16 protein-coding genes are annotated in these 22,771 nt (G+C 52.4%); 13 read left to right on the top strand and 3 right to left on the bottom strand.

The window, feature by feature from the left end:
• Positions 1-101: 101 nt before the first annotated feature.
• From DQG23_RS06020 to DQG23_RS06010, 3 genes are all read left to right on the top strand, one after another.
• A complete protein-coding gene (locus tag DQG23_RS06020) occupies positions 102-2,609 on the top strand; it encodes an O-antigen ligase family protein (RefSeq protein ID WP_113029900.1) in 2,508 nt (835 codons plus the stop codon).
• 150 nt (positions 2,610-2,759) lie between these two features.
• Positions 2,760-3,719 carry an acetylxylan esterase gene (locus DQG23_RS06015; protein WP_113029899.1) on the top strand — a complete coding sequence of 320 codons (960 nt, stop codon included), beginning with the start codon at positions 2,760-2,762 and terminating at the stop codon, positions 3,717-3,719.
• Between the two features lie 700 nt (positions 3,720-4,419).
• Positions 4,420-5,184, top strand: coding sequence for a sulfite exporter TauE/SafE family protein (locus tag DQG23_RS06010; RefSeq protein ID WP_113029898.1), 765 nt, complete (start codon positions 4,420-4,422; stop codon positions 5,182-5,184).
• 92 nt (positions 5,185-5,276) lie between these two features.
• Here the strand turns inward: DQG23_RS06010 and DQG23_RS06005 are convergent, their stop codons facing one another.
• Positions 5,277-6,098 (bottom strand): helix-turn-helix domain-containing protein, encoded by an 822-nt coding sequence (locus DQG23_RS06005; protein ID WP_113029897.1) that lies wholly within the window; start codon positions 6,096-6,098, stop codon positions 5,277-5,279.
• Positions 6,099-6,228: 130 nt separating this feature from the next.
• Here DQG23_RS06005 and DQG23_RS06000 point away from each other — a divergent pair, with 130 nt between their 5' ends.
• From DQG23_RS06000 to DQG23_RS05970, 7 genes are all read left to right on the top strand, one after another.
• A complete protein-coding gene (locus DQG23_RS06000) occupies positions 6,229-7,497 on the top strand; it encodes an alpha-L-fucosidase (protein WP_113029896.1) in 1,269 nt (422 codons plus the stop codon).
• A gap of 380 nt (positions 7,498-7,877) precedes the next feature.
• Positions 7,878-9,326 (top strand): ABC transporter substrate-binding protein, encoded by a 1,449-nt coding sequence (locus DQG23_RS05995; protein ID WP_113029895.1) that lies wholly within the window; start codon positions 7,878-7,880, stop codon positions 9,324-9,326.
• A gap of 69 nt (positions 9,327-9,395) precedes the next feature.
• Positions 9,396-10,274 carry a carbohydrate ABC transporter permease gene (locus tag DQG23_RS05990; RefSeq protein WP_113029894.1) on the top strand — a complete coding sequence of 293 codons (879 nt, stop codon included), beginning with the start codon at positions 9,396-9,398 and terminating at the stop codon, positions 10,272-10,274.
• A 32-nt stretch (positions 10,275-10,306) separates the two neighbouring features.
• Positions 10,307-11,176, top strand: coding sequence for a carbohydrate ABC transporter permease (locus DQG23_RS05985; protein WP_113029893.1), 870 nt, complete (start codon positions 10,307-10,309; stop codon positions 11,174-11,176).
• Between the two features lie 22 nt (positions 11,177-11,198).
• Positions 11,199-12,569, top strand: a complete 1,371-nt coding sequence (locus DQG23_RS05980) for a sensor histidine kinase (protein WP_113029892.1) — start codon at positions 11,199-11,201, stop codon at positions 12,567-12,569.
• A complete protein-coding gene (locus DQG23_RS05975) occupies positions 12,544-14,187 on the top strand; it encodes a response regulator transcription factor (RefSeq protein ID WP_113029891.1) in 1,644 nt (547 codons plus the stop codon). The genes DQG23_RS05980 and DQG23_RS05975 overlap by 26 nt, the downstream gene beginning before the upstream one ends.
• 63 nt (positions 14,188-14,250) lie before the next feature.
• Entirely contained in the window at positions 14,251-15,210 is a 960-nt protein-coding gene (locus tag DQG23_RS05970) for an NAD(P)/FAD-dependent oxidoreductase (RefSeq protein ID WP_192894550.1), read from the top strand.
• A gap of 169 nt (positions 15,211-15,379) precedes the next feature.
• Here DQG23_RS05970 and DQG23_RS05965 read toward each other — a convergent pair whose 3' ends face one another.
• A complete protein-coding gene (locus DQG23_RS05965; protein ID WP_113029889.1) occupies positions 15,380-16,561 on the bottom strand; it encodes an MFS transporter in 1,182 nt (393 codons plus the stop codon).
• Positions 16,562-17,017: 456 nt separating this feature from the next.
• Between DQG23_RS05965 and DQG23_RS05960 the strand changes: the two genes are divergently transcribed.
• The 3 genes from DQG23_RS05960 to DQG23_RS05950 all read left to right on the top strand — a co-directional run bounded on the left by DQG23_RS05960 (position 17,018) and on the right by DQG23_RS05950 (position 21,792).
• On the top strand, positions 17,018-17,374 hold the full coding sequence (locus DQG23_RS05960; protein ID WP_113029888.1) for a hypothetical protein: 357 nt from the start codon (positions 17,018-17,020) through the stop codon (positions 17,372-17,374).
• Positions 17,375-17,552: 178 nt separating this feature from the next.
• Positions 17,553-20,552 carry a hybrid sensor histidine kinase/response regulator gene (locus DQG23_RS05955; protein ID WP_238177768.1) on the top strand — a complete coding sequence of 1,000 codons (3,000 nt, stop codon included), beginning with the start codon at positions 17,553-17,555 and terminating at the stop codon, positions 20,550-20,552.
• A 337-nt stretch (positions 20,553-20,889) separates the two neighbouring features.
• Positions 20,890-21,792, top strand: a complete 903-nt coding sequence (locus DQG23_RS05950; RefSeq protein ID WP_113029887.1) for an NAD(P)/FAD-dependent oxidoreductase — start codon at positions 20,890-20,892, stop codon at positions 21,790-21,792.
• 3 nt (positions 21,793-21,795) lie between these two features.
• Here DQG23_RS05950 and DQG23_RS05945 read toward each other — a convergent pair whose 3' ends face one another.
• Entirely contained in the window at positions 21,796-22,683 is an 888-nt protein-coding gene (locus DQG23_RS05945; protein WP_113029886.1) for a helix-turn-helix domain-containing protein, read from the bottom strand.
• Between the last annotated feature and the right edge of the window lie 88 nt (positions 22,684-22,771).

The following is a 22,771-nucleotide window of genomic DNA, read 5'->3' as shown; positions in this document are numbered from 1 at the left end:
AAAATAGATGTTAAATAATCCGGAATGCTCAAAAAGATGCAAGACATCGCAATTTTCTGATACTATGGAAGATATTGTAGAAAAAAGGAGATTAAGAGGAGATGGGGAGCAAACCGCAGAAGGGATACCAGCCCAATTCGGTAATTTCGGCAAAAACGGCGGACGGACAGTCCGTGCTTGTATGGCTTGCCTTGGCTGGCATCGCGATTTTCTTGGCAACACAACCTTTCCAGGTGGCATTGTTCAACGGCGGAGCTTGGAATTATGAAGCCCCGATCAACCGGGCGGTCGTCTGGGCGGCTTTCCTGCTTGTCGCCGTATCGGTCCGGATGTTTTCCGCATGGCGTTTTACCGATTCCCGCGATTTGACGGCGGTTGCTATCTGGATCGTTCCGCTATTTTACATGATTTCGATGACGCAAGCCGCTTCGGCGCATTATGCCGGTCAAATGGCGCTGATCAGTACGGTGTACGCCGCTTTTTATACGGCAGGCAACGTGCTGGCCAGGGAAAAAACAGGAGCTGCCGTCTTGCAGCAAGCGATCGTCATATCCGGCTATCTCATCGTCGGCTACGGCTTCGTTTATCTGTTCGGCAACGACTTCTTCCGTGACGCCGTTATGCTCGAGGGCAGCGGGCTGCGTCTAACTTCCGTTTTTCAATATGCCAACGCTTATGTGGCGTTTTTGATGGCCATTCTGGTCGCCTGCTTGTTCCTGACGATCAGCGCGCGCAAGTGGTATTGGATTTCTTTGCACGCGTTTATGCTCGTCCCGATTTTGACCTCGTTCTGGCTGACGCAGTCAAGGGGCGGATATGTGCTGCTGCCGATCATTCTTGTGCTCGTGCTGCCATTCCTGTCTTTTATCAGACAAATCATGCTATGCGTATATTTGGGCGCGGCGGCTTTGCTGTCGATTGCGTTGATGGACCACTTCGTCGCCATCGCCGTTCCGATTTGGGAGAAATTCGTGGCGCAGTACGAGCAAACGCAAAAGAAGCCCACGGAGCTGCTGCTTTCCGTGTTCGATTCGGCTTCTTGGAGCGGATGGAGCAGGCTGCTGATCTTTTCGCTCGTTTTTGCGGCTGCTGTTGCGCTGATTCAGACATTCGTGTATCCGTGGCTCCAAAACAAGCTGCAAAAAATAAGCCAAATCAAGTACGGCAGCCTGTATTTCCCGCTCGCACTTGTCGTGCTTGGCGCTGCGGGCGCCTATATGCTGTTCAGCACATCGTGGATCACGTCGCTGCTGCCGTCCATGCTGAGAACGAGAATCGAAAATATCAATTTTCAGCAGCACAGCGTGCTGGAGCGCGGAACGTTTTATGAAGACGCCTTGAAGGTTATCGGGGATTATCCGCTTCTCGGGAGCGGGGGCGGCGGCTGGATGGCGCTGTGGGAAAAATATCAGAACAACCCTTATATAAGCAGACAGGCGCACAGCTTTTTTCTTCAGTATGCGATCGAGGTCGGCTTGATCGGAGGGGCTTTATTCCTGCTGCTGCTGGGCGTCATTTATTACCGGTACGTACGGAGCTGTGCGGGCAAAAGCGAATCGGAACGCGGCAGCCACCTTGTCTTTTATATCGTATCCATTGCGATTCTGATCCACAGCGCGATCGACTTCGAGATGAGTTATGTGTATATTGCGGCTTTGCTGTTTCTATGTTTGGGCGGACTTACGGCCGGTACGGCTTCGCGGGAATACGCATGGACGCTCAAGCTGCGCGACAGCCGCTGGCGTATGGCAATTCCGGCGGCCGTCTGCCTGATTGCCGTCGTGTCGATCGTCGCCGGCTCGATTAAGCTGCGCGCGGACATGCATTATAGGAACGCGCTGGCGGCGATTAACGAAGAAAAACCTTTCGACCAAATGCTGGCACCTCTGGATGCGGCGCTTTCCCTGCAGCCGGGCCATCCGGCTTATGTGGTGCTGAAAGCCAATCTGCTCGGTCAAGCTTTCCAGCAGCTGAAGGATGAAAGCTATTATGAGGCGGCTTTTGCCATTATCGATAAGGTCAAGCAGAAGGAGCCCTATGACCGTTCGGTTCTCGAGAGCCGTTACAACCAGTACATCATAAAACAGGACTATGCGGCGGCGCTCGAGCATATGAAGCTTTTATTAACGCTATTTCCTTGGGATACGCCTGATGAGAAGCGGAATCCGCGCGTTCCGAGCTTTTATGAACGGGCGATCGACCTCAATGCGTTTTTGGCCGATCAAGCGGGAGAGCAAAATAATCAAGAGCTTCGGAGCAGCTACCAGAAAGAGGCGCTGCGCCTTCTGCAAACCGTCATAGACAAAGCGGAAACGCTCAAGGATTTGCCTAAGGAGCAGTTCTCGGGCAGGCCGTTCGGCGTTACGCCGCAGATGAGAATCACCGTCGGGAAAGTTCAATTCAGCAACGGCAAATACGATGAAGCGGTGCAATTGCTTGGACCGGCGTTAAAGGAAGACTTGAGCCAGCCGCTCGACCGTTCGATCGCGCGTTTTTATTTGGCCGCTTTGCAGCGTCTGAACCAGAACGATCAACCCCTTTACGACCGGCTGATCGCTGCAGACGCGAACGAAAAAACGTTCCTCGAGCAACTGAAAGCAGCGGAGTGAAGGATTCGGGGATAATCCTCTTCAGCGAAAAAAAGATGGCTACAGCGGCGGATATCCATGTTAAAATATGGTGTGACGAGGCGTCTGTCATTTTCGGGGCGCAGCGCCGCCATTCGGAATTCGATATATAGGAAAAGAGGAGAATCAATCATGCCTTTGTTGGACATGCCGTTAGAGAAATTGCTTTCGTACGAAGGACGCAATCCGCGCCCTACCGATTTTGACGAATATTGGGAACGCGCGCTGGCGGAAATGCACTCGGTTGATCCGGCTGTCGAGCTTGTTCCAAGCTCCTTCCAGGTGCCTTACGCAGACTGCTTCGACTTGTACTTCACAGGCGTCCGCGGCGCCCGCATCCATGCGAAATATGTTCGGCCCAAAAACGTAGAAGGCCCGCACCCGGCGATCGTTCAGTTCCACGGTTATTCCGGCAGCTGCGGCGACTGGGCGGATAAGCTCATTTACGCCTCGCTCGGCTACTCGATCGTATCGATGGACGCGCGCGGGCAGGGAGGTTCCTCCGAAGATACGGGCGGCGTGAAAGGGACCACGCTTAACGGTCATATTATCCGCGGGCTTAACGATCACGAGGATAACCTGCTGTTCCGTCACATTTATCTCGATACGGCTCAGCTAGCCGGTATTGTGATGAACCTGCCGGAGGTTGACGAGAATCGCGTAGGTGTAATCGGCGGCTCGCAGGGCGGCGCATTAACGATCGCGTGTGCGGCGCTTGAGCCTCGCGTGAAGCGTCTCGCTCCAATATATCCGTTCCTGTGCGACTACAAGCGCGTTTGGGAGATGGACCAAGCGGCTAACGCCTATGCGGAGCTGAAGACGTTCTTCCGCAATTTCGATCCGCAGCATAAGCGCGAGGACGAAATTTTCACGAGACTGGGCTACATCGATTTGCAATTTTTGGCGAACCGGATTCGCGGCGAAGTGATGATGGGCGTAGGCCTTATGGACGCGGTATGCCCGCCTTCGACCCAGTTCGCGGCATTCAACAAAATGACGTCGCCTAAATCGTACGAAATTTATCCGGATTTCGGCCATGAAGGGCTGCCGGGCTTCTCGGATAAAACGATCGAGTTCATGCTCGGATTGTAGTGGCTCTATACCTCCAAACATGCTTATACCAAGCCGGTTTGGAGGTTTTTTTATGATTTAAAGAACCTGTATGCCGCTTTTGTGGCATCGCTGAATGATGATATAAGCGTTGATTTTCGGGCAGAGCGTATAACGTTTCTACTTACGCTGCCATTAAAGCACCTCTATTTGCTGGAGTCCGAAATCGCCCGCTTGCAGCAAGGAATCGAGGTTCGCCTAACGCTGGAGTCCGATTTTGCCGGCTTGGAGAAGGGATTCACCGGTGTGCCTAGCAAAATACCCGCTGCAAGCAGGCTTTTTCGGACTACAGGCGGGGAATGGAAGCCTCACTCGATTCCAATTGGGCAAAATCGGACTCCAGTGCAAACAAGCGACGAGCGAGGAGGGGCAAGCAGGTAGGAATACCGGAACAAACGTATGTCGAACACCAACAGCTGACGGTATTCTCAGCCGAAGCCGGTGGCGGCGCTTGATCCGGCATAATGCGGTCATTTCGATCAATAACCGGACGAAAAACGGCTCGAGAAGCAAATGTTTATTTCATTTTGGAAACAAGTCAACCCCCACTTTACAACTCGGGTTTCACTCCCTTATAATTCCTATATAAATAATCGGATTTAAAATTCAAAATGAAATCATGTTGATGCAGAACGTCTAGGCCTTTTGCTGAATATGTAGGTTATTGGGGTGGGTGTTTCGGATGGATGTGGGAATAGGTTTGCTTGGGCTTTTCGTCGGGTTATTGGTTGGCGCTACCGGAGTAGGCGGGGCGTCGCTGCTTACTCCGCTTTTAATTATGTTCGGCATCAATCCTTCCATTGCAGTCGGGACGGATTTGCTCTATAACTCGGTTACGAAGCTGTTCGGGGCGGCGCAGCATTTTAAACAGAAAACGATCGATTTGCCGATGGTTAAATATTTCGCTTACGGCAGCATTCCCGGTGCCGTCGTTGCGGTATTGACGCTGCATTTTATGGAATCCTTCTTTAATAATCAGGAGCAGCTGATCAAAAACGCGCTTGGTGTCGTGCTCATTATAACGGCGGTTGCGACGCTATATCGCCAGCTCTTTCAGCATAAGGTGAAAGAAAATCGGATCCAGCTCCTGCCTCTCGAACAAAAACGCGGCATGACGATCGCGATCGGCGCCGTGCTCGGATTTATCGTCGGATTGACGTCGATCGGCTCGGGTTCGCTCTATGCGTTAGCGATGATTTACTTGTACCAGATGAACGCATCCAAGGTCGTCGGTACGGATATCGCCCACGCCTTCCTGCTCGTTACTGCAGCCGGCGCCATGCATGCCGGAATGGGCAATATCGACTACAGCTTAGCGCTAAACCTGATGATCGGCTCCATACCGGGCGTTTTGATCGGAAGCAAGCTGGCGGTCATTTTGCCGTCGCGCCCGCTGCGGACGATTATGGCGACGCTCATTCTGATCAGCGGACTTAAGCTGATATAACCAACGATAGAAAATAAAGCCCGTAAGCCGCTTCATTTGTCGGCCTAGGGCTTTTTTGTATGGGCATCCTTCAACCGAACGTTCCGCGTCCTTCACCCTTCCCTCAGCATCCGATAAACCGTCGGTGACATGCCGGCCGTTTGCTTGAACAGCCGCGAGAAATAGTGCAGCTCCATTCCGGTGGCTTCGGCGATTTCTTTGATACTTAAGTTCGTCGTATGGAGGAGCGTTTTGGCGTGATCGAGCTTGCGCTTGTTGATGTATTGGATCGGCGAGTCGCCGAGATGCGTCTTGAAAAATTTAATGAAATAGTTCGGGTGCAGATGGGCGAGCTTGGCCAATTCTTCTACGGAAACCGCTTCGCCGAGGTGCGAGTCGATATGGCGAAGCACCGCGGTCAGCTTGGCGACGGAATCGGTTGCGGCCAGCCGGATGTTTTCGATCACCGTATGCTCCAGAAAATACGACAGCAGCTCCAGCATCGTCGCTCTCGTACGCAGCATGCCGGCGATGCCGGGATTGCGGAACTCCTGCGCAAGCTTAAGGAATAGCGCCGTTACGAGCTCGGGATCGCGAACCTCGATGAACGAAGGAATTTTGATGATCTGAAAAAGCGGCATATCCCCGATCGTAGCGGCAAAATGGCACCAATGCTTGGCGAACGTATTGTCGCTGATCGTCGAATACGACTGCTTGACCCCCGCAGGCATCAGGAAAAGCTGCCCCGGCTTTGGGTGAAAAGCTTCGCCGTCGATCGTCAGCCTGCCTTCGCCTTCGACGATGTAGTAAAACCGGTTGATGGAAGGCGTGAATTCGGGCGCTTTCCAGTTCACATTCACTTTCGTGTAGTGCGCTTCGGAAACGTCTACCTGCATGTTGGACAAGTAGCTTTGAAGCAGCTTCGTTTTATCCATGGCGAATCACCTGTAGGAAGTTAGTATTGTGCAAATGTAAGTGAATTCCGTGTATCCCCATTATACAGGAACTCGTCGTATGATGGACGCATAGGTTGCAGCTTACTTTAAGAAAACGGGGTGCTGAAGCATGACGAGGGAAGAGCGCACGCGCTGGTTTTTGCATGACCGGTTCGGCATGTTTATTCATTGGGGATTGTATGCGATTCCGGCAAGAGGCGAATGGGTCAAAAGCAATGAACGGATCACGACGGAGGCGTATCAGCCGTATTTCGAGGAATTCAATCCGATCCGTTACAATCCGCGGGAGTGGGCCAAAGCGGCTAAAGAAGCGGGAATGAAATATGCGGTGCTCACGACGAAGCATCACGACGGATTTTGCTTGTTCGACAGCAAGCTGACGGCTTATAAAGCGACGAATACGCCGGCGGGACGCGATTTGGTGCGAGAATACGTCGATGCGTTCCGGGCGGAGGGGCTCGCGGTCGGCTTTTATTATTCGATCATCGACTGGCATCATCCGGACTATCCGGCCGTCGGCAACCATCCGATGCGGGAAAACGAGGAATACCTAGCGAAGCCGGTCAACTTCGACAATTACCTGGATTACATGCACGGCCAAGTCCGGGAGCTGCTGACCGATTACGGCAAAATCGACATTATGTGGTTCGACTACTCGTTCGACGACATGACGGGGGAAAAATGGCGGGCGACCGAGCTGATCAATATGATGCGCGGCATACAGCCGCATATCGTCATCGACAACAGGCTCGGAGGCAACATTAAGAAGCGGGAGCCGGAAGTTTACGCAGGCGATTTTTATTCGCCCGAGCAAATCATTCCGCCGGGCGGCATCGTGAACGAGGCCGGCGAGCAAATTCCGTGGGAAGCGTGCATTACGCTGAACGGACATTGGGGTTATCATGCGACGGACAAGGAGTACAAGTCGCCGAAGCAGGTTGTGCGCGCGCTCGTGGAATGCGTCAGCAAAAACGGCAATTTGCTGCTCAACGTCGGCCCGGATGCGAAAGGCGAAATTCCGCGGGAGTCGCTTGATATTTTGGCCGAGGTCGGTAAGTGGATGCGCCGAAACGGCGACAGCGTTTACGGCTGCGGACTGGCCGACAGGCCGAAGCCGGAGTGGGGGCGCTATACGCAGAACGGCAGCAAGCTGTATGCGCATATTTTGGACCGCGGGATCGGGCCCGTCTATTTCCAAGGCTTGAAGGGCAAAGTGCGGAAAGCGCGGCTGCTCGCCGACGGCGCGGAATTGAAGGTCGAAGTGCCGTGGATGGCCGGCCACTATGGCGATACAGCGACAGGCGCGTTCATCAGCCTCCCGATCACGCTGCCGGACGATGCGGATACCGTAATCGAGCTGGAGCTTGAGGTGGAGTAACAGGCCTTTCTAGTTTATTAAATGAAAAACCGCCGCTGACGGGTTGAACCCTGAGGCGGTTTATTTGTTTTCTTCAATGTGATATTTGACCTACCTGCTTGAGAAGCTGCGGCAGCTGTCGGATCCGTAAGACAAAAAAAGCGCTGGGACGAGTTGCTTCCCCGGTCGCCTTCGCTTCCTTTAACATACCGCGTGATTACTATCACGACGCAATAGCTTTATCCGAGTCCCCGTCAGTTGGCCAGGCGGGGACTATTTTACGCTTACGAACATCCTAAGATTGTTTTTGTTTTTCCTTAAAATAATTCGCCTTCCGTCTTGTCGTTCTATGTACAATGAAAGTGTAATCAAGTAAGGAACATGACGAGGGAGGTTCATTCATGACAAAGAAACGGTGGATCGCGTTGAACATGAGTATCATGCTTGCGGCGGCAATGGTCGCGGGTTGCTCGTCATCGGGGAAGTCGAACGGCAGTAACGGAAGCAGCAGCTCGCCGGCTCCTTCCCAGAAGGAAAGCGGGAACGCGAAGACAGGTGAAGCGACAGACAAACATAAGGAAGTGACGATCGTCACTTGGGACAAACCCGGCCCGACATCTCCGCAATGGCAGGTAGAACTTTACAACAAGCTGATGGACAGCTTCAACAAAAAATATCCGTGGGTCAAAGTCGACGCCAAGACGCTTGCTCCCGGAACCGATTATTTGCAGAAGTACGATCAGGCACTCCTCGCCGGGGATGCGCCTACCGTCTCCGGCATGTTCACCGACGGCAACATCAAATCGCGCGCGAAAGACGGGACGCTTGCCGACATTTCAGAGCTTGTCGAAAACTGGGATTTACGCAAAGAGGGCAAGGTGTTCACCGGTATGGACGACTCTCTCAAAATCAACGGCAAATGGTACGGCGTGCCGAGCTTCCTCGATTTGAACTATGTCGTTTACAATAAGAAGCTGATCAAGGAAGCGGGACTCGATCCGAACAACATACCGACAACGTTCGAGGAGTTTGGCGAGTATGTGGGCAAGATTACCGATCCAAGCAAAAACCGTTTCGGGTTCGGCCTGATGGGGATGGAATGGCTGGCATGGCCTTACACCAACATTGTTTGGAATGCCGGCGGAGAGATGGTGACGGCGAACAGCGACGGTACGGGCAAGCTGACGTTCGCGGAAGATCCGGGTGTAGATGCCGTAATGTTCTGGCATGATATGGTCTGGAAATACAAAGCGACACAGAAGAACGTGCTGGAAAGCTGGCAAGACCTGATGAACGATTTCACCCAGGGCCGCACCGCCATGCAGTGGCTCAATTTGTCCAGCTTTATGAACGATTATGTCAACAAGTACGGCGGGAAGCTGGACGATCTCGACATTTTGACGACTCCGCATGCCAAAGGGAAACCATCTTACAATATGGGCGGCGGCGGCGTGTGGGGCATCAACCCGAAGGCGACCAAGGAGCAAAAGGAAGCCGCTTTCCTGTATATCGTTCACAACTCATACGATCTTGATTCGCTTAAATTGAAAGCGGAAACATCCGCCTCCAACAACGCTCCCGACATCAATCCGTCGCAAAGGCTCGATTTCTCGCCGCTCGATTACGCGAAGGGAATGCCCGAATCGTGGAAAGGGAAGTTGTCCGACATTGCCAAGTCAGCCAAAGTCGTGCCTTCCTTCCTCAATTGGAACGACGTGAAAAACGCTCTTGTTAAGCCGCTGCAGGAAATTATTTTGAAGAAGGACATCACGCATGAAGAAGCGAAAGCGATTCTGCAAAAATGCGCGGACGAGTTATACAAGCAATACCCGAATTCGTTCCATCGTTAATACAAAACCATAAGAAAAAACGAGAGGGATTAACGATTTAATCCCTCCCGTACGTTGAGGTGCGTTTGCATGAAAGCATCACGTTCGTTAGCGATCAAGAACAACATCAACGCCTGGCTGTTTCTCGTTCCAGCGGTATTTGTGTTTGCTCTCTTTAACTATTATTTGATGGCCCAAGGCTTTTTCGTTTCGTTCTTCAAGTTCAGCATCATAAACCCCCCAGGGGAGTTTGTCGGGTTGAAGAACTATATTCGGTTGTTTTCGGATTCCCAGCTGCTCACAGCGTTCAAGAACACGCTCGAATTCGTGTTCATTTCGTTCCTGTTCGGCTTCTGGGGTCCGATCGCGCTGGCCATCCTGATCAATGAAGTTCGCCACTTCAAAACATTTTTTCGCTCGGCTTATTTCATTCCCGCCATTGCTCCAGGCATCGCCTTTCTCGTGCTGTGGAAATATATATGGCAGCCCGATTACGGACTGGCGAATTACCTGATTTCGCTCGTCGGTCTCCCGCAGCAGCTCTGGCTGAATGACGCCGTGCTCGTCAAGTGGGTGATGATGTTTCCGGGTTTGATTATCGTCGGAGGCTTCAATTTCCTGATCTATCTGGCTGCGGTTCAGAGCATCTCGAGCGAGCTTTATGAAGCTGCGGCAATGGATGGCGCGGGCATATGGTCCAAGCTGCGGCATATTCTGCTTCCTGGCATTGGCCCGATCGTTCGCATTATGGTCGTGATGCAGTTTATCGGCGTCATGCAAATTTTCGACCAGCCGTTCGTCATGACGGGCGGCGGACCGGCCGGGGCGAGCGAAACGGTCATTATGTACGCGTTCAACACCGCATATACCGGCAACGATTTCGGCTATGCGATGGCGATTCTGGTCGTTGTGTTCATCCTGCTCATGGTGCTCAGCTACTTGCAGCTCCGCATACAGCGGGAGGATTAATCGGAGCGGATGGATTGGAAGGAGAAAACGAGATGGCTTTAATTACAGATAGCGAATACAGAAAACGCAAAAATAAATTCGTCTATGGAGGGATTGTGGCGGTGCTGGCGCTGGGCATCCCGGTGCAAATCTTTCCGTTTATATGGCTGATTTCTTCGTCGTTGAAGGGTGTGCAGGATATTTTCGAACTGCCGCCGAGACTGATTCCGAAGACGTTCCACTTTGAGAATTTCACCCACGTGCTTGACGTGCTGCCGTTCGGACTTTATGCTGGTAACACCTTTATAATTGCGGCCGCGACGATCGTGCTGCAGATCACGGTCAGCACGCTTGCCGCATTCTCTCTATCGAAGCTTAAACCGAAGTTCGGCAATTTCGTGCTTATGTTTTTTCTCGCTACGATGATGATTCCGGAAGGCGCAACGCTCATTCCGCGCTACTTGATGATGGTTCATTTTCCGCTGACCGGCTGGAATTTGATCAACACGAAATGGTCGGTCATTCTCCCGGGTGCAGCGTGGGCATGGCCGATTTTTTTGTTAAAAGGATTTTTCGACGGGTTGCCGAACGAGCTTTTTGATGCGGCGAAAATAGACGGTGCTTCCAATATGCGCACGCTTCGTTCGATTATCGTCCCGCTGTCGAAGCCGATCTTTGCCGTCGTGACACTGCAAACCTTCCTTGGGGTGTACAACCAGTTCGTCGTGCCGCTGGTGATGATGCCGGATTCGAAGCAGTGGACGATTATGGTGGCGATCTACAACATGCAGAATAGCGGCAATTTCGGCTGGCATTACATTATGGTGCTGTTGGTGTACGCGACGATTCCGCTCTTGATCGCGTTTCTGTTCGCGCAGAAATATTTGGTGCAAGGCATCAGCATGACCGGGTTGAAAGGCTGACGGCAGAAACGGGGGCGCTTCAATGGGGACGAAGATATTCCGGAGCATTCGCGGCAAATTGACGCTTATTCTATTGTTGTTTATCTTTCTCCCTTGGATGCTGCTCGGCATTCTCCTGCTGTTCACCGACTATACCGGCAATCCGCTCGGCGTGTTCCTGGCCAATGGCAGCGTCCCGGAGGCACGCGCGATCATGAACCAGGCTGACGCTAATCCCGATATGAAAGCATACCTGGTCGACAGGGAAGGAAATATCGTATATGGCGCTGAACAGCGATACAGCTTAACGAAGAAGATGGGTTCGATCCTCGATTTCCTCGAAGGCGCGAAGAATGATGCAGGAGCCGATAATGACGAGTTGGTCGTCAGTATCCCCCTGAAGGATTACGGCTGGAAGCTGGTCAGCGTGATCCCGGTTCGCACGGTGCTGAACGAGCTTTCGTTCATTAAGAAAGTCGCGATTGGCATTCTGGCATGCGGTCTCGTATGCTGTATTCTGTTTTATTTTATCGTCAAGCGGATGATGAACCCGATCTTTCTGCTTCGGCGCAAAATGAAGAGGTTCGAGAGCGGCGACATGAACGTCGCCGTCAATATCGGGACGAAAGACGAATTCAGCGAGCTGGGCGACAGCTTCAATCATATGGTCGGGCAAATCAAGCAGCTGATCGACCGGGAATACGCCTCCAAAATCCGCTGGAAAGAGGCGGAATACCGCGCGCTTCAAAGCCAGATCAATCCTCATTTTATCGCGAATACGCTGGAATCGATCTCGATGCACGCGCTGATGAAGGACGATATGGATACGGCCAGGATGATCAATCAGCTTGGTCTTTTTTTCAAAAAGATGGTCTATACGCAAGCGGAATGGATTCGGATCGATGATGAAATGGCGATGATTCGCGACTATTTCCGCCTGTATGAAATCCGCTTTCGAAACCGCTTTCACCTGGATATACAGGTAGACGAGTCGCTGCTCGACCGGAAAATTCCGTCATTCATCCTCCAGCCGCTTGTCGAAAACGCGCTTTTTCATGGAATGGAGAAGAAGGAAGGACCGGGTCGTCTGCATATTTCGTTGACACTCGTTCTCGGCGAGAGGTTGTATATCGTCGTCGAAGACGACGGGGTGGGCATTCCCGAGCAGCGTCTGCGGCAGCTGACCAACGATATCAAACAAACCGATGGTCAAACTCCGCTTCACGAGGAAAATCAGACGCATTCCATTGCGCTGAAAAACATATACCGCCGATTGCTCCTATTATTTGCGGAACGGCTCGAGTATAGGATTGAGAGCAGCGTCGGCGCCGGGACGGCGATCACGCTCGGCTTCCCGCTCCCGACAGAAACCGGAAAGGGTGATTCGTATGTACACCGTGATGATCGCAGATGACGAAGATCATATCCGTACGGGGATGCCGAAGCTGATTTCCGCTCTTGATAATGAATGGGAAGTATGCGGTTCGGCGGCTAACGGCCTGGAACTTCTTGAGCTTCTCGAAGCCAGGGAAGCGGATCTTGTCATTATGGATATTCGTATGCCCCACATGGACGGGTTTGAGCTGCTCAAGCGAATCAGGCAGGAAAATCTGGAAATCCCAGTTATTCTTATCACCGGATTCCAGGACTTCGCATATGCGCAAAAAGCGCTGCGGCTCGGGGCGATGGACATTTTGACGAAGCCGATCGACTGGAACGAGCTGAAGCGTGCCCTGACCAATGTAAAGCAGTGGATTCGCGATAATAGGGACGAAGCCGCCCAGCAAAAGACGAATCAGTATCAGATGGGGCGTGTACAAAAGCAATTGAGGGAAAAGCTGGTAACCGAGCTGATTGAAGGCATCCACATCAATCCGGTATCGATCAAGGAGGAGCTAAAGGAGCTAGGGATTCCCTACGACAAAGATTCGTTTGCCACATACTTGTGCTATATATCCGTATCGCAGCAGTCGGTGGCTCCGAAAGATTTCGCTTATTACAGCCTGTCGTTCAAGATGATCGCCGAAGAGTCGCTGCAGGCAGCGAAATGCCCGTTCGCCGCCATTTGCTTGCGCAGGCCGGATTATTTGATGCTGTTTCTTTACGATGCTGGCGAGGATCGCGTTATTGAGGAGGTTAAAATCCGCTTTTTCATAGAAGAATTGACCGAAAAAGTGAAAGCGCTTCTTCCGCTTCCCTGGGAGTACGGCCTGTCCGGCCTAGTAACTAGCATCGGATATTTGCGGGAAGGGTACACGTCCGCCAAAACGGATTTTTTGCGCAAGCAGTACGTCAGCTGGGCTGCGGCGGAAAATGGGCAAATGCAGGAAGATTTTCGGATGATCGCGGACTACATCGGGAGGCGGCTGGAAAGGAAGGAATGGAATGAGTCGGCCATTCGCGGCGAACTTGCCGGCTGGCAGCAGATGCGGGAACCGCTCGCCTTTCGTTATATCGTCATGTACGGCCTTGTCTGGATGAACGAAATCGCCGATCAAAGAGGGCTCTTTCCCGACGGCGGGAAGGGCATTGTTGCCGATACGAAAAGCATCATGGTTCAGCCAACCGACGAACTGATCACACTGTTCGCGTCGAAACTGAAAGAGCTGAATGAAATGACCGCGCGCCAACAGGATGACGTGCCGGCGATCCATGCGGCGAAACAATATATCCATTCGCATTTGGACGAACAGCTGACGCTGTCTTCTGTAGCCCGGCATGTGTATGTTCATCCGAACTATTTGAGCTATTTGTTCACGAAGGAGACGAACACGTCCTTCATTCAGTACGTCAATTGGGCGAGAATCCAGCAAGCGAAGGAACGGCTGGCGCATACCGACCAAAAAATCATTGAAATTGCCGAATCGCTCGGCTACCGGTCGTCGACTTATTTCTCCAGGGTATTCCAGAAGGAAACCGGGCTTTCACCGAAAGAATACCGACAAGCCCATAAAGGGAACACGGCTCCCGATTATAAATTTGAAAGAAAGCTGGCTCGGGATAAAGTTCTAAAAACAATGGAAGGATTTTAGGAATATTAGAAGCATCGAGTATGTGATGGATTTCCGGAAAATGGATACACTAACCGCTGACGAATGCCGTTCAACAGAAAGGTGGTGTACCTATTGTTATATGACTGCATCATCGTAGGCGGGGGAATCGCGGGCCTGCAGGCCGCCGTCCAGCTCGGCAGATCCGGGCGCAGCGCGCTTGTCATCGACGCCGGGAACGGACGCTCGGCCATGTGCAGACGATATCGCAACGTGCTCGGCTGGCCGGACGGCATTTCCGGACCGGAGCTGCGGAAAATCGGCAGGCAGCAAGCGGAGAGCTACGGCGCCCGATTCGTGGACGATGAAGCGGTGTCGGCAGGCCGAAACGGGGACGCGTTCGAAGTACGCGGAGCCAGCCGGCCGGATGCCGCCTATCGCGGAAGCACGCTGCTGCTTGCCACCGGCCTGCTTGACCGGATGCCCGACCTTCCGGGGCTGGCGCCGTGTCTCGGCTTGACTGTGTACGTTTGCCCGGACTGCGACGGCTACGAGGTTCAAGGCCGGAAGACGATCGTTTTGGGCGCGGGCGACGTCGGCGCCAATATGGCGTTGGCGCTGTCATCGCGTACCCGGGATATCGTATATATCAACCACGAGTACGATCATAAGCCCGTTACGTCCGAGCTTGAGATAAAGCTGAGGGAGCGGGGGATCGAAGCTGTCGCGCAGTCGATCGAAGCCGTGTCGGCGGAGGGCGACGGGCAATTTGCCGGCGTTACGCTTGTTGACGGAGCTATGATTACAGGCGAACGCGGCTTCATCGCTTTCGGCGGCAACGAGGTGAGAACGGATTTAGCCGTTCAGCTTGGCGTCGAGCGGATGGAAAACAAGCATATCGTCACCGATCCGCGCTCCAAAATGACGAACGTTCCGCGCGTATGGGCTGCGGGAGATGCCGGGGTTCACGCGGAACAGGTGACGATTGCGATGGGGGAAGGCGCCCAGGCCGCGATTTGGATAAACAAAACGCTGACGGAGGCCGAGGCGGCAGACCGGTCATAGTCGAAAAGAGAGCTGAGGGGTGTTGGGAACGCGGAAACCCGGCAGGGTTTCAATGCGCGACTCTTAGCCTCGACAAAAAGACCTAGCGGAGATTTTTCGCTAGGTTTTGCTTTGATTAATCGGAAAGTATTTCGTGGAAGCGGCTCTAAACCTGAAGGAACCGCTGACGTTAAAGACGCCGGACGGCGCCTACCCTTTGGTATAAAGCGAATATCGTCAGCAAAGCCGCTATGAACAAGGCGGCGAAGGCAGCGACGAGCCATAACGCGACAGCGGTTTCCGCGTGATCCATCACGTAACCGGTAAGGGCCGGCAGGACGGCGCCCCCGAAGCCGGCGAGTCCGGTTATATAACTCGTCACAAAGCGCTCCGAGCCGGGAAACGTATGGTTGGCGTATACCATCGTGATCGAGTAGACGCCTGCCATCGTAAAGCCAAGCAGCGTGACGAGGGCATAGCCCGCTGCGGCATTTTGCATGACAATAAAGCCGATAAAGCCGGCAAGCGTACCCGCCATGCTCCATAAGAGAAAGCGGCCGTACGACATTTTGCGGATGATCCAGCCTGTCGCCGCCCGTCCGATTACCATCGCCGTCCAGAAAATCCCGATGCTGAGCGATGCGTAGTAAGGAACTTGATCCAAATATCCGATAAAGACAGACGAAAGGAAATTGTTCAAGCTGCCCTCGATGCCGGAATACAAAATAATCATGAATCCGAATAAAGCGAGCAGCTGCCACTTTTTGCGCGCTGTCATCCTATGCGGAGGGGGCGCGCTCGCGTCGAGCGGCTCGCCGACGTCGGCTTTATCTTTGGCAAACGAGACGAAGCGCCAAATGACGGTCATGGCAGCCGCAAGCGCCGCCGTAAAGAGAAACGAGTATTTCCACGCGCCGTTCGCGATCAGAATGCTCGCTATAATCGGCATCAGCAGCGCGCCGAGTCCGAAGGACACTTCCAGATAGCTCATAACGACTGCGCGGCGTCCGACGAAAACCTCCATCATGAGCGTGGCGACGACCGTTTCGAGCGCGGCTACGCCGATGCTGTTGATGAAATTGAATGCCGTTACCAAGCCGAACGAAGGCAGCGTAAACATGCCCAGCTGCGCGACGGCGATAAGAAGGGCTGCGATCGACAATACCGTTTTTTCATTCATTCTCACCATTAGGTAGGAAGAGAGCGGCACGCCGATCAAGAAGCCGACCGAGCCGAGAAAAACAAGCCGGCCGCCTTCCGTATAGGATATTCCGTAGTGGACGAGCAGTTGAGGCATGACGGAGCCGATTGTCGTAATGACAAGGCCCGAGAGAAAATATTGCAGGTAGGAAGTCATGGCAAACGATCTCACTGTGTCATCTCCTGATGCTGGAAAATTAGGATCATACCTACGACATCGTAACACAATTCGATTGCGGCAGAAACTTACGATTTTGTTTGGCGCAGCCGATATTTATAGTGGGGACCATTCGTTCCCCGGAAATACCTCTATGAGATGGCGCTTCGAAATGTTTTCGGCCGGCAGCTATTTCTCGCCGCTTGTCCGATTTCCCAATAAACTCGCTGTTCCCTAGGAAAAAGGATGACAAAGCAAATTATTTTCGGGTGCTCAAATCGGAATACTCGATGAATTCGGACATTTTTCATTGACAATGATGTGAGCAGATGTTATTTATCAGTAGTGCCGCAAGGAAATACATTCATTATATAATTCGAGGTTCCGTTTCGCCGATATCCGTTCATTCGGGAGCTTTCGTCTTACATATGATAAGAAGCACAACGAGTCGCACAGCAAAGGGGAGAGATCATGGACGAAAAAACCTTGAGACGGGCGGTGCAACGCACTCCGTTTGCTTATCCGCTTCTGCAAGGGGCTGCCATCAATCGAAGGTCGACGGATCCGAAATTGCATACGAAATGCTCGTATTTGACGGTGGTGCCGCTGAATCCCGCCGAACAAAAGTTCCGCGAGGTGTTCGTCAAGCCCGATACGATGTTTTTGATAGCGGATGCCGTTTACAATTACGGGCAAAGCGATTTTACCGTGCAGCGCGAAATCGTTCACGATGCGGTTCCGTACGAGAAGCTGGCCGAATACATCGGCGAAGAGAACGTAAAGCTTGTAGATGAACGCATTTATCATTATTTCATAACGGCGTTGTAACCTGTTAAAGGGATAAGCGCTTATTTTGTCGAATTGCTAGATTATGATGAGAATGATAAACAAAACCTCCATTAGATATGCAGCCCTGATGATATTGTTTTTTAGCGTCCTCCTCGGTCTGCGATGGGTGTGGTCCGAAGCTTTTTCAACGTCGGAGCATCCCCGCGCCGTTAATGGCATGATAGATTTGCGCGGTGTGGATTTGGAGAACGCAACCTCCTTTTTTTTGAACGGCCAATGGCAGTTTTACCCTGAAAAATTGCTTTCACATCAGGATATACGGTCCAGTGCAAACGAATCCCGCGACATTCGGGTTCCGGGAGACTGGGGAAGCGCGCTGAATAAGGATTCCGGTACCTCGTACGGGTACGGAACGTATCGGCTGCGTATTTTAATCGATCCGCTTGAACAACCCGTCGCATTTTGGTTTCAAGGCATCCAAGCTTCGTCGGAAATCGAAATAAACGGAAAAGCTTCGGGCGGAATCGGGAAGCCTGCGGCGAGAGCCGAGGACTACATTCCCGATAATGTTTCTTACACGGCTTCCTATGCTGTAGAAGGAACTACGGAGATCGAATTGCTTATTCGTGCCGCCAATTACGACGATCCTTATAACGGCGGGCTGCTGCGCTCCATTCGCTTCGGCGACCAGGCTGTTATCGACTACGTGCGCTGGTACTCGATAGGCTTTCAATTGATCATGTTTTTTCTTTTGCTGCTTATCGGTCTGTTTGCCTGCATCATCTACGTATTTTATCCTCAAGAACGCACTTTGCTGATTTTGGGCCTGTTGATGTTGGCGGTCGCCATAGCCATCTTGATCGGCCACGATAATGTGCTGCTCTTATGGCTGCCGATTAATTATACCTGGGCGATAAAAATAAGGCTGATCTTCCTTTTATGGCAAAACGTATGTCTCGTGCTTATTTACAGGAGATTCGTTTCGGCCGGTCTGCGGAGCGTGTGGCTGCAAACCTATACGGCTGCGCTCGTTTTACTTACGGTATTCCTGCTTGCCGCACCTGCTTCGTTCGTAAACGGCGTGGTCGATTTAAACATATTTATCACCTTCTACTGCATTACGTTCGTTTGGTATATTTATATCGTAGGGACGATGATCTTCAAGAAGCTGGCTGACAAAGACATTATCTACTTGCTGTTAACCGCAGCGGGCATCATCTCCAACTTATCATGGAGCATCGCCGAGTCCGTTAAAGACGTTACGACCGTTTATTATCCGATTGATCTCGCAGTTGCTATTATCGGGTTTTCAACGTATTGGTTCAAAAAATACGTCCGCAATTTCAGGGAAAACGCCAAGCTGAACGAACAACTGATGAGGGCGGACAAGCTGAAGGATCAATTTCTCGCCAATACGTCGCACGAGCTGCGAACGCCGCTGCACGGCATTATGAATATCGCCGAGACCGTCGTAACCAGAGAGAAAGAGAAGATGAACGCAGGAAGCCTTAAGGATATGGAGCTGCTAATCACCATAAGCCGCCGCATGTCGAATATGCTTGGCGATCTTCTCGATGTCGCACGCCTTCAGGAGCACCGCATCGTCCTGCAGCGCGAGCCTTTGATGATTCAATCGCTCGTTCCGGGCGTAATGGCTATGCTTACATTTATGACGGAAGGCAAGCCTATCCGCATGCGGATGGATATCGCCAAATCGATGCCGCCGGTTTTGGCCGACGAGAAAAGGCTTGTGCAAATTTTGTATAACCTTTTGCATAACGCGCTCAAATATACGGAGGAAGGAACGATTTCCGTTTCCGCCGAAGCTCGCGGCGGGCTTGCCGTCATCCATGTTTCCGACACGGGGGTCGGTATGGATGAGGAAACGCAGGCGCGGGTATTTCTCCCCTACGAACAAGGAACTTACGGAATAAGCGACGGACGAGGAATCGGACTCGGCTTAAGCATTTGCAAGCAGCTTGTCGAGCTGCATGGCGGCGTTTTGACCGTTCGCTCCGAGCTTGGCAAAGGCTCCTTATTCAGCTTCGAGCTGCCGCTAGCAAACGAGGAAGGCCACTCGGTGCCTCAAGCGTCTCTTGAGATCGGCCGGATAAGGGGAGCAACGGAAGTCGGAACTGCCGCCGGATTATTGAAATCGGAGGCGCTAGTCGGCGAAGCTGCCGCTTCCGTACTTATCCCGCCGCTTTTGAATGACGGGAGGATGAACATTCTGGCGGTTGATGACGATCCCGTCAACCTGAACGTGCTGGTCGGCATTCTTTCGACGGAGCCGTATAACGTCACGACAGCCAATTCGGCACGCGAGGTGCTGGACTTGCTGGGGACGCAGCAATGGGATTTGCTCATTGCCGATGTCATGATGCCGCAAATGTCGGGCTACGAGTTGACGCAGAAAATAAGGGAGCAGTACTCCGTATCGGAGCTTCCGGTATTGCTGTTGACCGCGCGCAGTCAGCCTGCCGACATCTACACCGGATTCTCGTCGGGGGCCAACGATTATGTGACCAAACCTGTCGACGCGCTGGAGCTCAAGTATCGGATCAGGGCGCTGACCACGCTGAAGCAGTCCGTCAATGAACGTTTACGCATGGAAGCCGCTTACCTGCAAGCGCAAATTCATCCGCATTTTTTATTTAACACGCTCAACTCGATTTTGGCGCTTAGCGATATAGACACGGATAAGATGCGGAATATGGGCGAAGCCTTTGCGTCGTTTTTACGGATCAGCTTTGATTTTCTAAATACGGGCGAGCTGGTCGAGCTTTCCCACGAACTGAAGCTTGCCGAAGCTTATCTCTATATCGAAAAAGAGCGGTTTGAGGAAAGGCTGACTGTTATATGGGAGATTGAGCCCGGCATCAACGTGCTGCTCCCGCCGCTTTCGATACAGCCGCTGATCGAGAATGCCGTCAAGCACGGCCTCCTTAGTCAGAGCCAAGGCGTTACGGTTCACATTCGGATTGCACGCAAAGAAGGCTTTACGCTTATTGAAGTTAAAGATGACGGCAAGGGTATGGAGAAGGATAGGGTCATTCAAGTGCTCAGCCCGACATTGAAGGGCAAAGGCGGCATCGGACTTGCCAATACGAATCGGCGATTGATACAGCTGTACGGTCAAGGCTTGTCGATAGTGAGTACGCCGAATGAAGGAACGACCGTGTCGTTTGCCATTCCGGATCGGATGAAGCGGGGCTGATGCAAGCTGACGATGCAAGCAACCGTATCGGCATAGCGGATTATCGACAAAAGAAAAACCTGACAGAGAGAGTCTGTCAGGTTTTTTGCCATTCGTTTTCTTGGCGCTAGTCCTTGGATTTGTGAAGCGCGGCCGGCCGGTTATCATTTGACAGGCTTCGCGAAGTTTGTGCGGATCATTCGCCCAAAGGAGCGATTCCCCGCATATAATGGAATGTTGGATCGAATCGGAAGTGAATCCCTAACGGATCGGTCGCCTGTATGGGCGGAAGTCAAGGCGCAAGATTCCCGCAAGTTTGCCCGGGGATCGGAGCCGCAACATAGAGGAGTGAAACGGGATGCTGTTTGAATGCGCCATCGTAGGCGGCGGCCCTGCAGGCTTGAGCGCCGCGCTTGTGCTCGGCAGGGCGAGGCGGAATGTCGTGCTGCTCGACGACAACAATCCGCGTAATGCCGTAACCCGCGAATCGCACGGATTCATTACGAGGGACGGCATCGCGCCGGGCGAGCTCAGACGAATCGCCCATGAAGATATAAGCAAGTACGGCTCGGTTCAAGTCAGGCGGGCCTCTGTCAATGCCGTACGCCGCGTTTCCCATTCGTCGTTTCAGCTTGCTACGCAGCAAGGCGAGCTTTATATGGCGCGGAAAATCATTTTGGCCACCGGCTTGAAGGAAATACTCCCGCCCGTAAGCGGTCTGCGCGACTTCTACGGCAAGAGTATTTTCAACTGCCCGTACTGCGACGGCTGGGAGCTGAAGGATAAGCCGCTTGTCATCATTTCGGAAGGCCCGAACGCTTTCCATATGGCCAAAACCTTGTACAACTGGAGCGTGCGTTTGGCGGTTTGCACGAACGGGCACAGAGCTCTGACGGCGCAGCAGCATGAGGCGTTGGGCAGAAGGAACATCAAGGTTTATGAGCATAGGATCGTTCGTTTGATCGGGGAGAACGGAGCGCTTCAAAAAGTAATGTTCGAAGGCGGAGGGGAATACGTCTGCGAAGGCGGATTCGTCACCCCGCAAACGGCGCTGTCATCCTCCATCGGACAGTCGCTTGGCTGCAGGACGAACGCGTTAGGCGGAATCATAACGGATGATTTCGGCAGAACGAATGTCGCAGGCGTGTATGCCGCGGGTGATACGGCGGCGGTTGCGCCGTCCCAGCTTATTATCGCGGCGGGGGCCGGCAGCCGTGCGGCGATCGGCGTCAATTCGGATTTGACGAACGAGGATTTCTGACGGCTACATGCCGTCCGCATTCATTTTGACGATGAATTGCTTCGGCGTGCAGCCGTTAAACCGCTTGAACATCTCGTAGAAATGAGCCATGTTCTCGATGCCGATCGTTTCGGCGATTTCCGTAATCGTCAGACTGCTTGTAAGCAGCAGCTGCTCCGCGCGGAAAATCCGCTTCCGGTTCACGTATTCGGTGAACGTGAGTCCCATCGTTTTTTTGAAAAATTTGGAGAAGTAGAAGTAGCTCATATTGGCCATCTTGCTGACCTCCTCCATATCGATTTTTTGGCTCAAATGCCGCTCCACATATTCTAAAATCGGCCGCAAAATAATCGCGCCCTCCGCATCGTTCGCCTTCAGCAAATCTTTTTTGTCCCCGCGCAGCATTGCCAGCAAAATTTGCCGGATGTAGATGCTTGCCGCAATTTCGTAGCCTTTGTTCTGACCTTCTATTTCGTCATGCACGCGGATCATATAGCCTGCCACTTCCTCGCGCAGACGGTCGTCCTCAGAGAACATATCGTTCAAAATATCGAGCGGATGACTCACCTCGGAAAAATTCGGATAGTACATCATCATCGGCGGATCGAAATAAGGCTGCAAATCGACGTGCAGCACGATATAGACCAGATCTTCGTCGCTGAGCTTGCTGCCGAAGTGAAGCTGGTTGGAGCCGACCACCATAACGTCGCCGGGATTCAGTACATACTTCCGGTTGAGCGTATGAATGCTGTGGACGCCTGAACGCACGTAAAGAAATTCGACTTCTTTATGATAATGCCATAACGGATTATCTCCGGGAGGCTCCATGGCATTGCCGCTTGCCGTAAACTCTTTGACTTTGATATACAGCAGCGGGTTCTGATAATGAATCGGTTCTTCGAAAATGTTCATGGCGGATTCTCCTAAAGCTCGTTCATATAGGAATCATAACACATTCCTCCATACAATTCAGATTATTCGGCCTGCAAAAATGCCGGAG

Origin of the sequence: Paenibacillus contaminans, assembly GCF_003285015.1 — a bacterium.
Taxonomy (GTDB): domain Bacteria; phylum Bacillota; class Bacilli; order Paenibacillales; family NBRC-103111; genus Paenibacillus_V; species Paenibacillus_V contaminans.
This window is presented reverse-complemented; position numbering and strand designations above follow the sequence as displayed.

What these genes read in the sequence shown, in the direction of transcription:
- DQG23_RS06010 (WP_113029898.1), top strand. Translation starts at nt 4,420, where the DNA reads ATGGATGTGGGAATAGGTTTGCTTGGGCTTTTCGTCGGGTTATTGGTT.
- DQG23_RS05950 (WP_113029887.1), top strand. Translation starts at nt 20,890, where the DNA reads ATGCTGTTTGAATGCGCCATCGTAGGCGGCGGCCCTGCAGGCTTGAGC.
- DQG23_RS05955 (WP_238177768.1), top strand. Translation starts at nt 17,553, where the DNA reads ATGATAGATTTGCGCGGTGTGGATTTGGAGAACGCAACCTCCTTTTTT.
- DQG23_RS05960 (WP_113029888.1), top strand. Translation starts at nt 17,018, where the DNA reads ATGGACGAAAAAACCTTGAGACGGGCGGTGCAACGCACTCCGTTTGCT.
- DQG23_RS06000 (WP_113029896.1), top strand. Translation starts at nt 6,229, where the DNA reads ATGACGAGGGAAGAGCGCACGCGCTGGTTTTTGCATGACCGGTTCGGC.
- DQG23_RS06005 (WP_113029897.1), bottom strand. Translation starts at nt 6,098, where the DNA reads ATGGATAAAACGAAGCTGCTTCAAAGCTACTTGTCCAACATGCAGGTA.
- DQG23_RS05990 (WP_113029894.1), top strand. Translation starts at nt 9,396, where the DNA reads ATGAAAGCATCACGTTCGTTAGCGATCAAGAACAACATCAACGCCTGG.
- DQG23_RS05945 (WP_113029886.1), bottom strand. Translation starts at nt 22,683, where the DNA reads ATGAACATTTTCGAAGAACCGATTCATTATCAGAACCCGCTGCTGTAT.
- DQG23_RS05985 (WP_113029893.1), top strand. Translation starts at nt 10,307, where the DNA reads ATGGCTTTAATTACAGATAGCGAATACAGAAAACGCAAAAATAAATTC.
- DQG23_RS05995 (WP_113029895.1), top strand. Translation starts at nt 7,878, where the DNA reads ATGACAAAGAAACGGTGGATCGCGTTGAACATGAGTATCATGCTTGCG.
- DQG23_RS05980 (WP_113029892.1), top strand. Translation starts at nt 11,199, where the DNA reads ATGGGGACGAAGATATTCCGGAGCATTCGCGGCAAATTGACGCTTATT.
- DQG23_RS05970 (WP_192894550.1), top strand. Translation starts at nt 14,251, where the DNA reads ATGCCGTTCAACAGAAAGGTGGTGTACCTATTGTTATATGACTGCATC.
- DQG23_RS06015 (WP_113029899.1), top strand. Translation starts at nt 2,760, where the DNA reads ATGCCTTTGTTGGACATGCCGTTAGAGAAATTGCTTTCGTACGAAGGA.
- DQG23_RS06020 (WP_113029900.1), top strand. Translation starts at nt 102, where the DNA reads ATGGGGAGCAAACCGCAGAAGGGATACCAGCCCAATTCGGTAATTTCG.
- DQG23_RS05975 (WP_113029891.1), top strand. Translation starts at nt 12,544, where the DNA reads ATGTACACCGTGATGATCGCAGATGACGAAGATCATATCCGTACGGGG.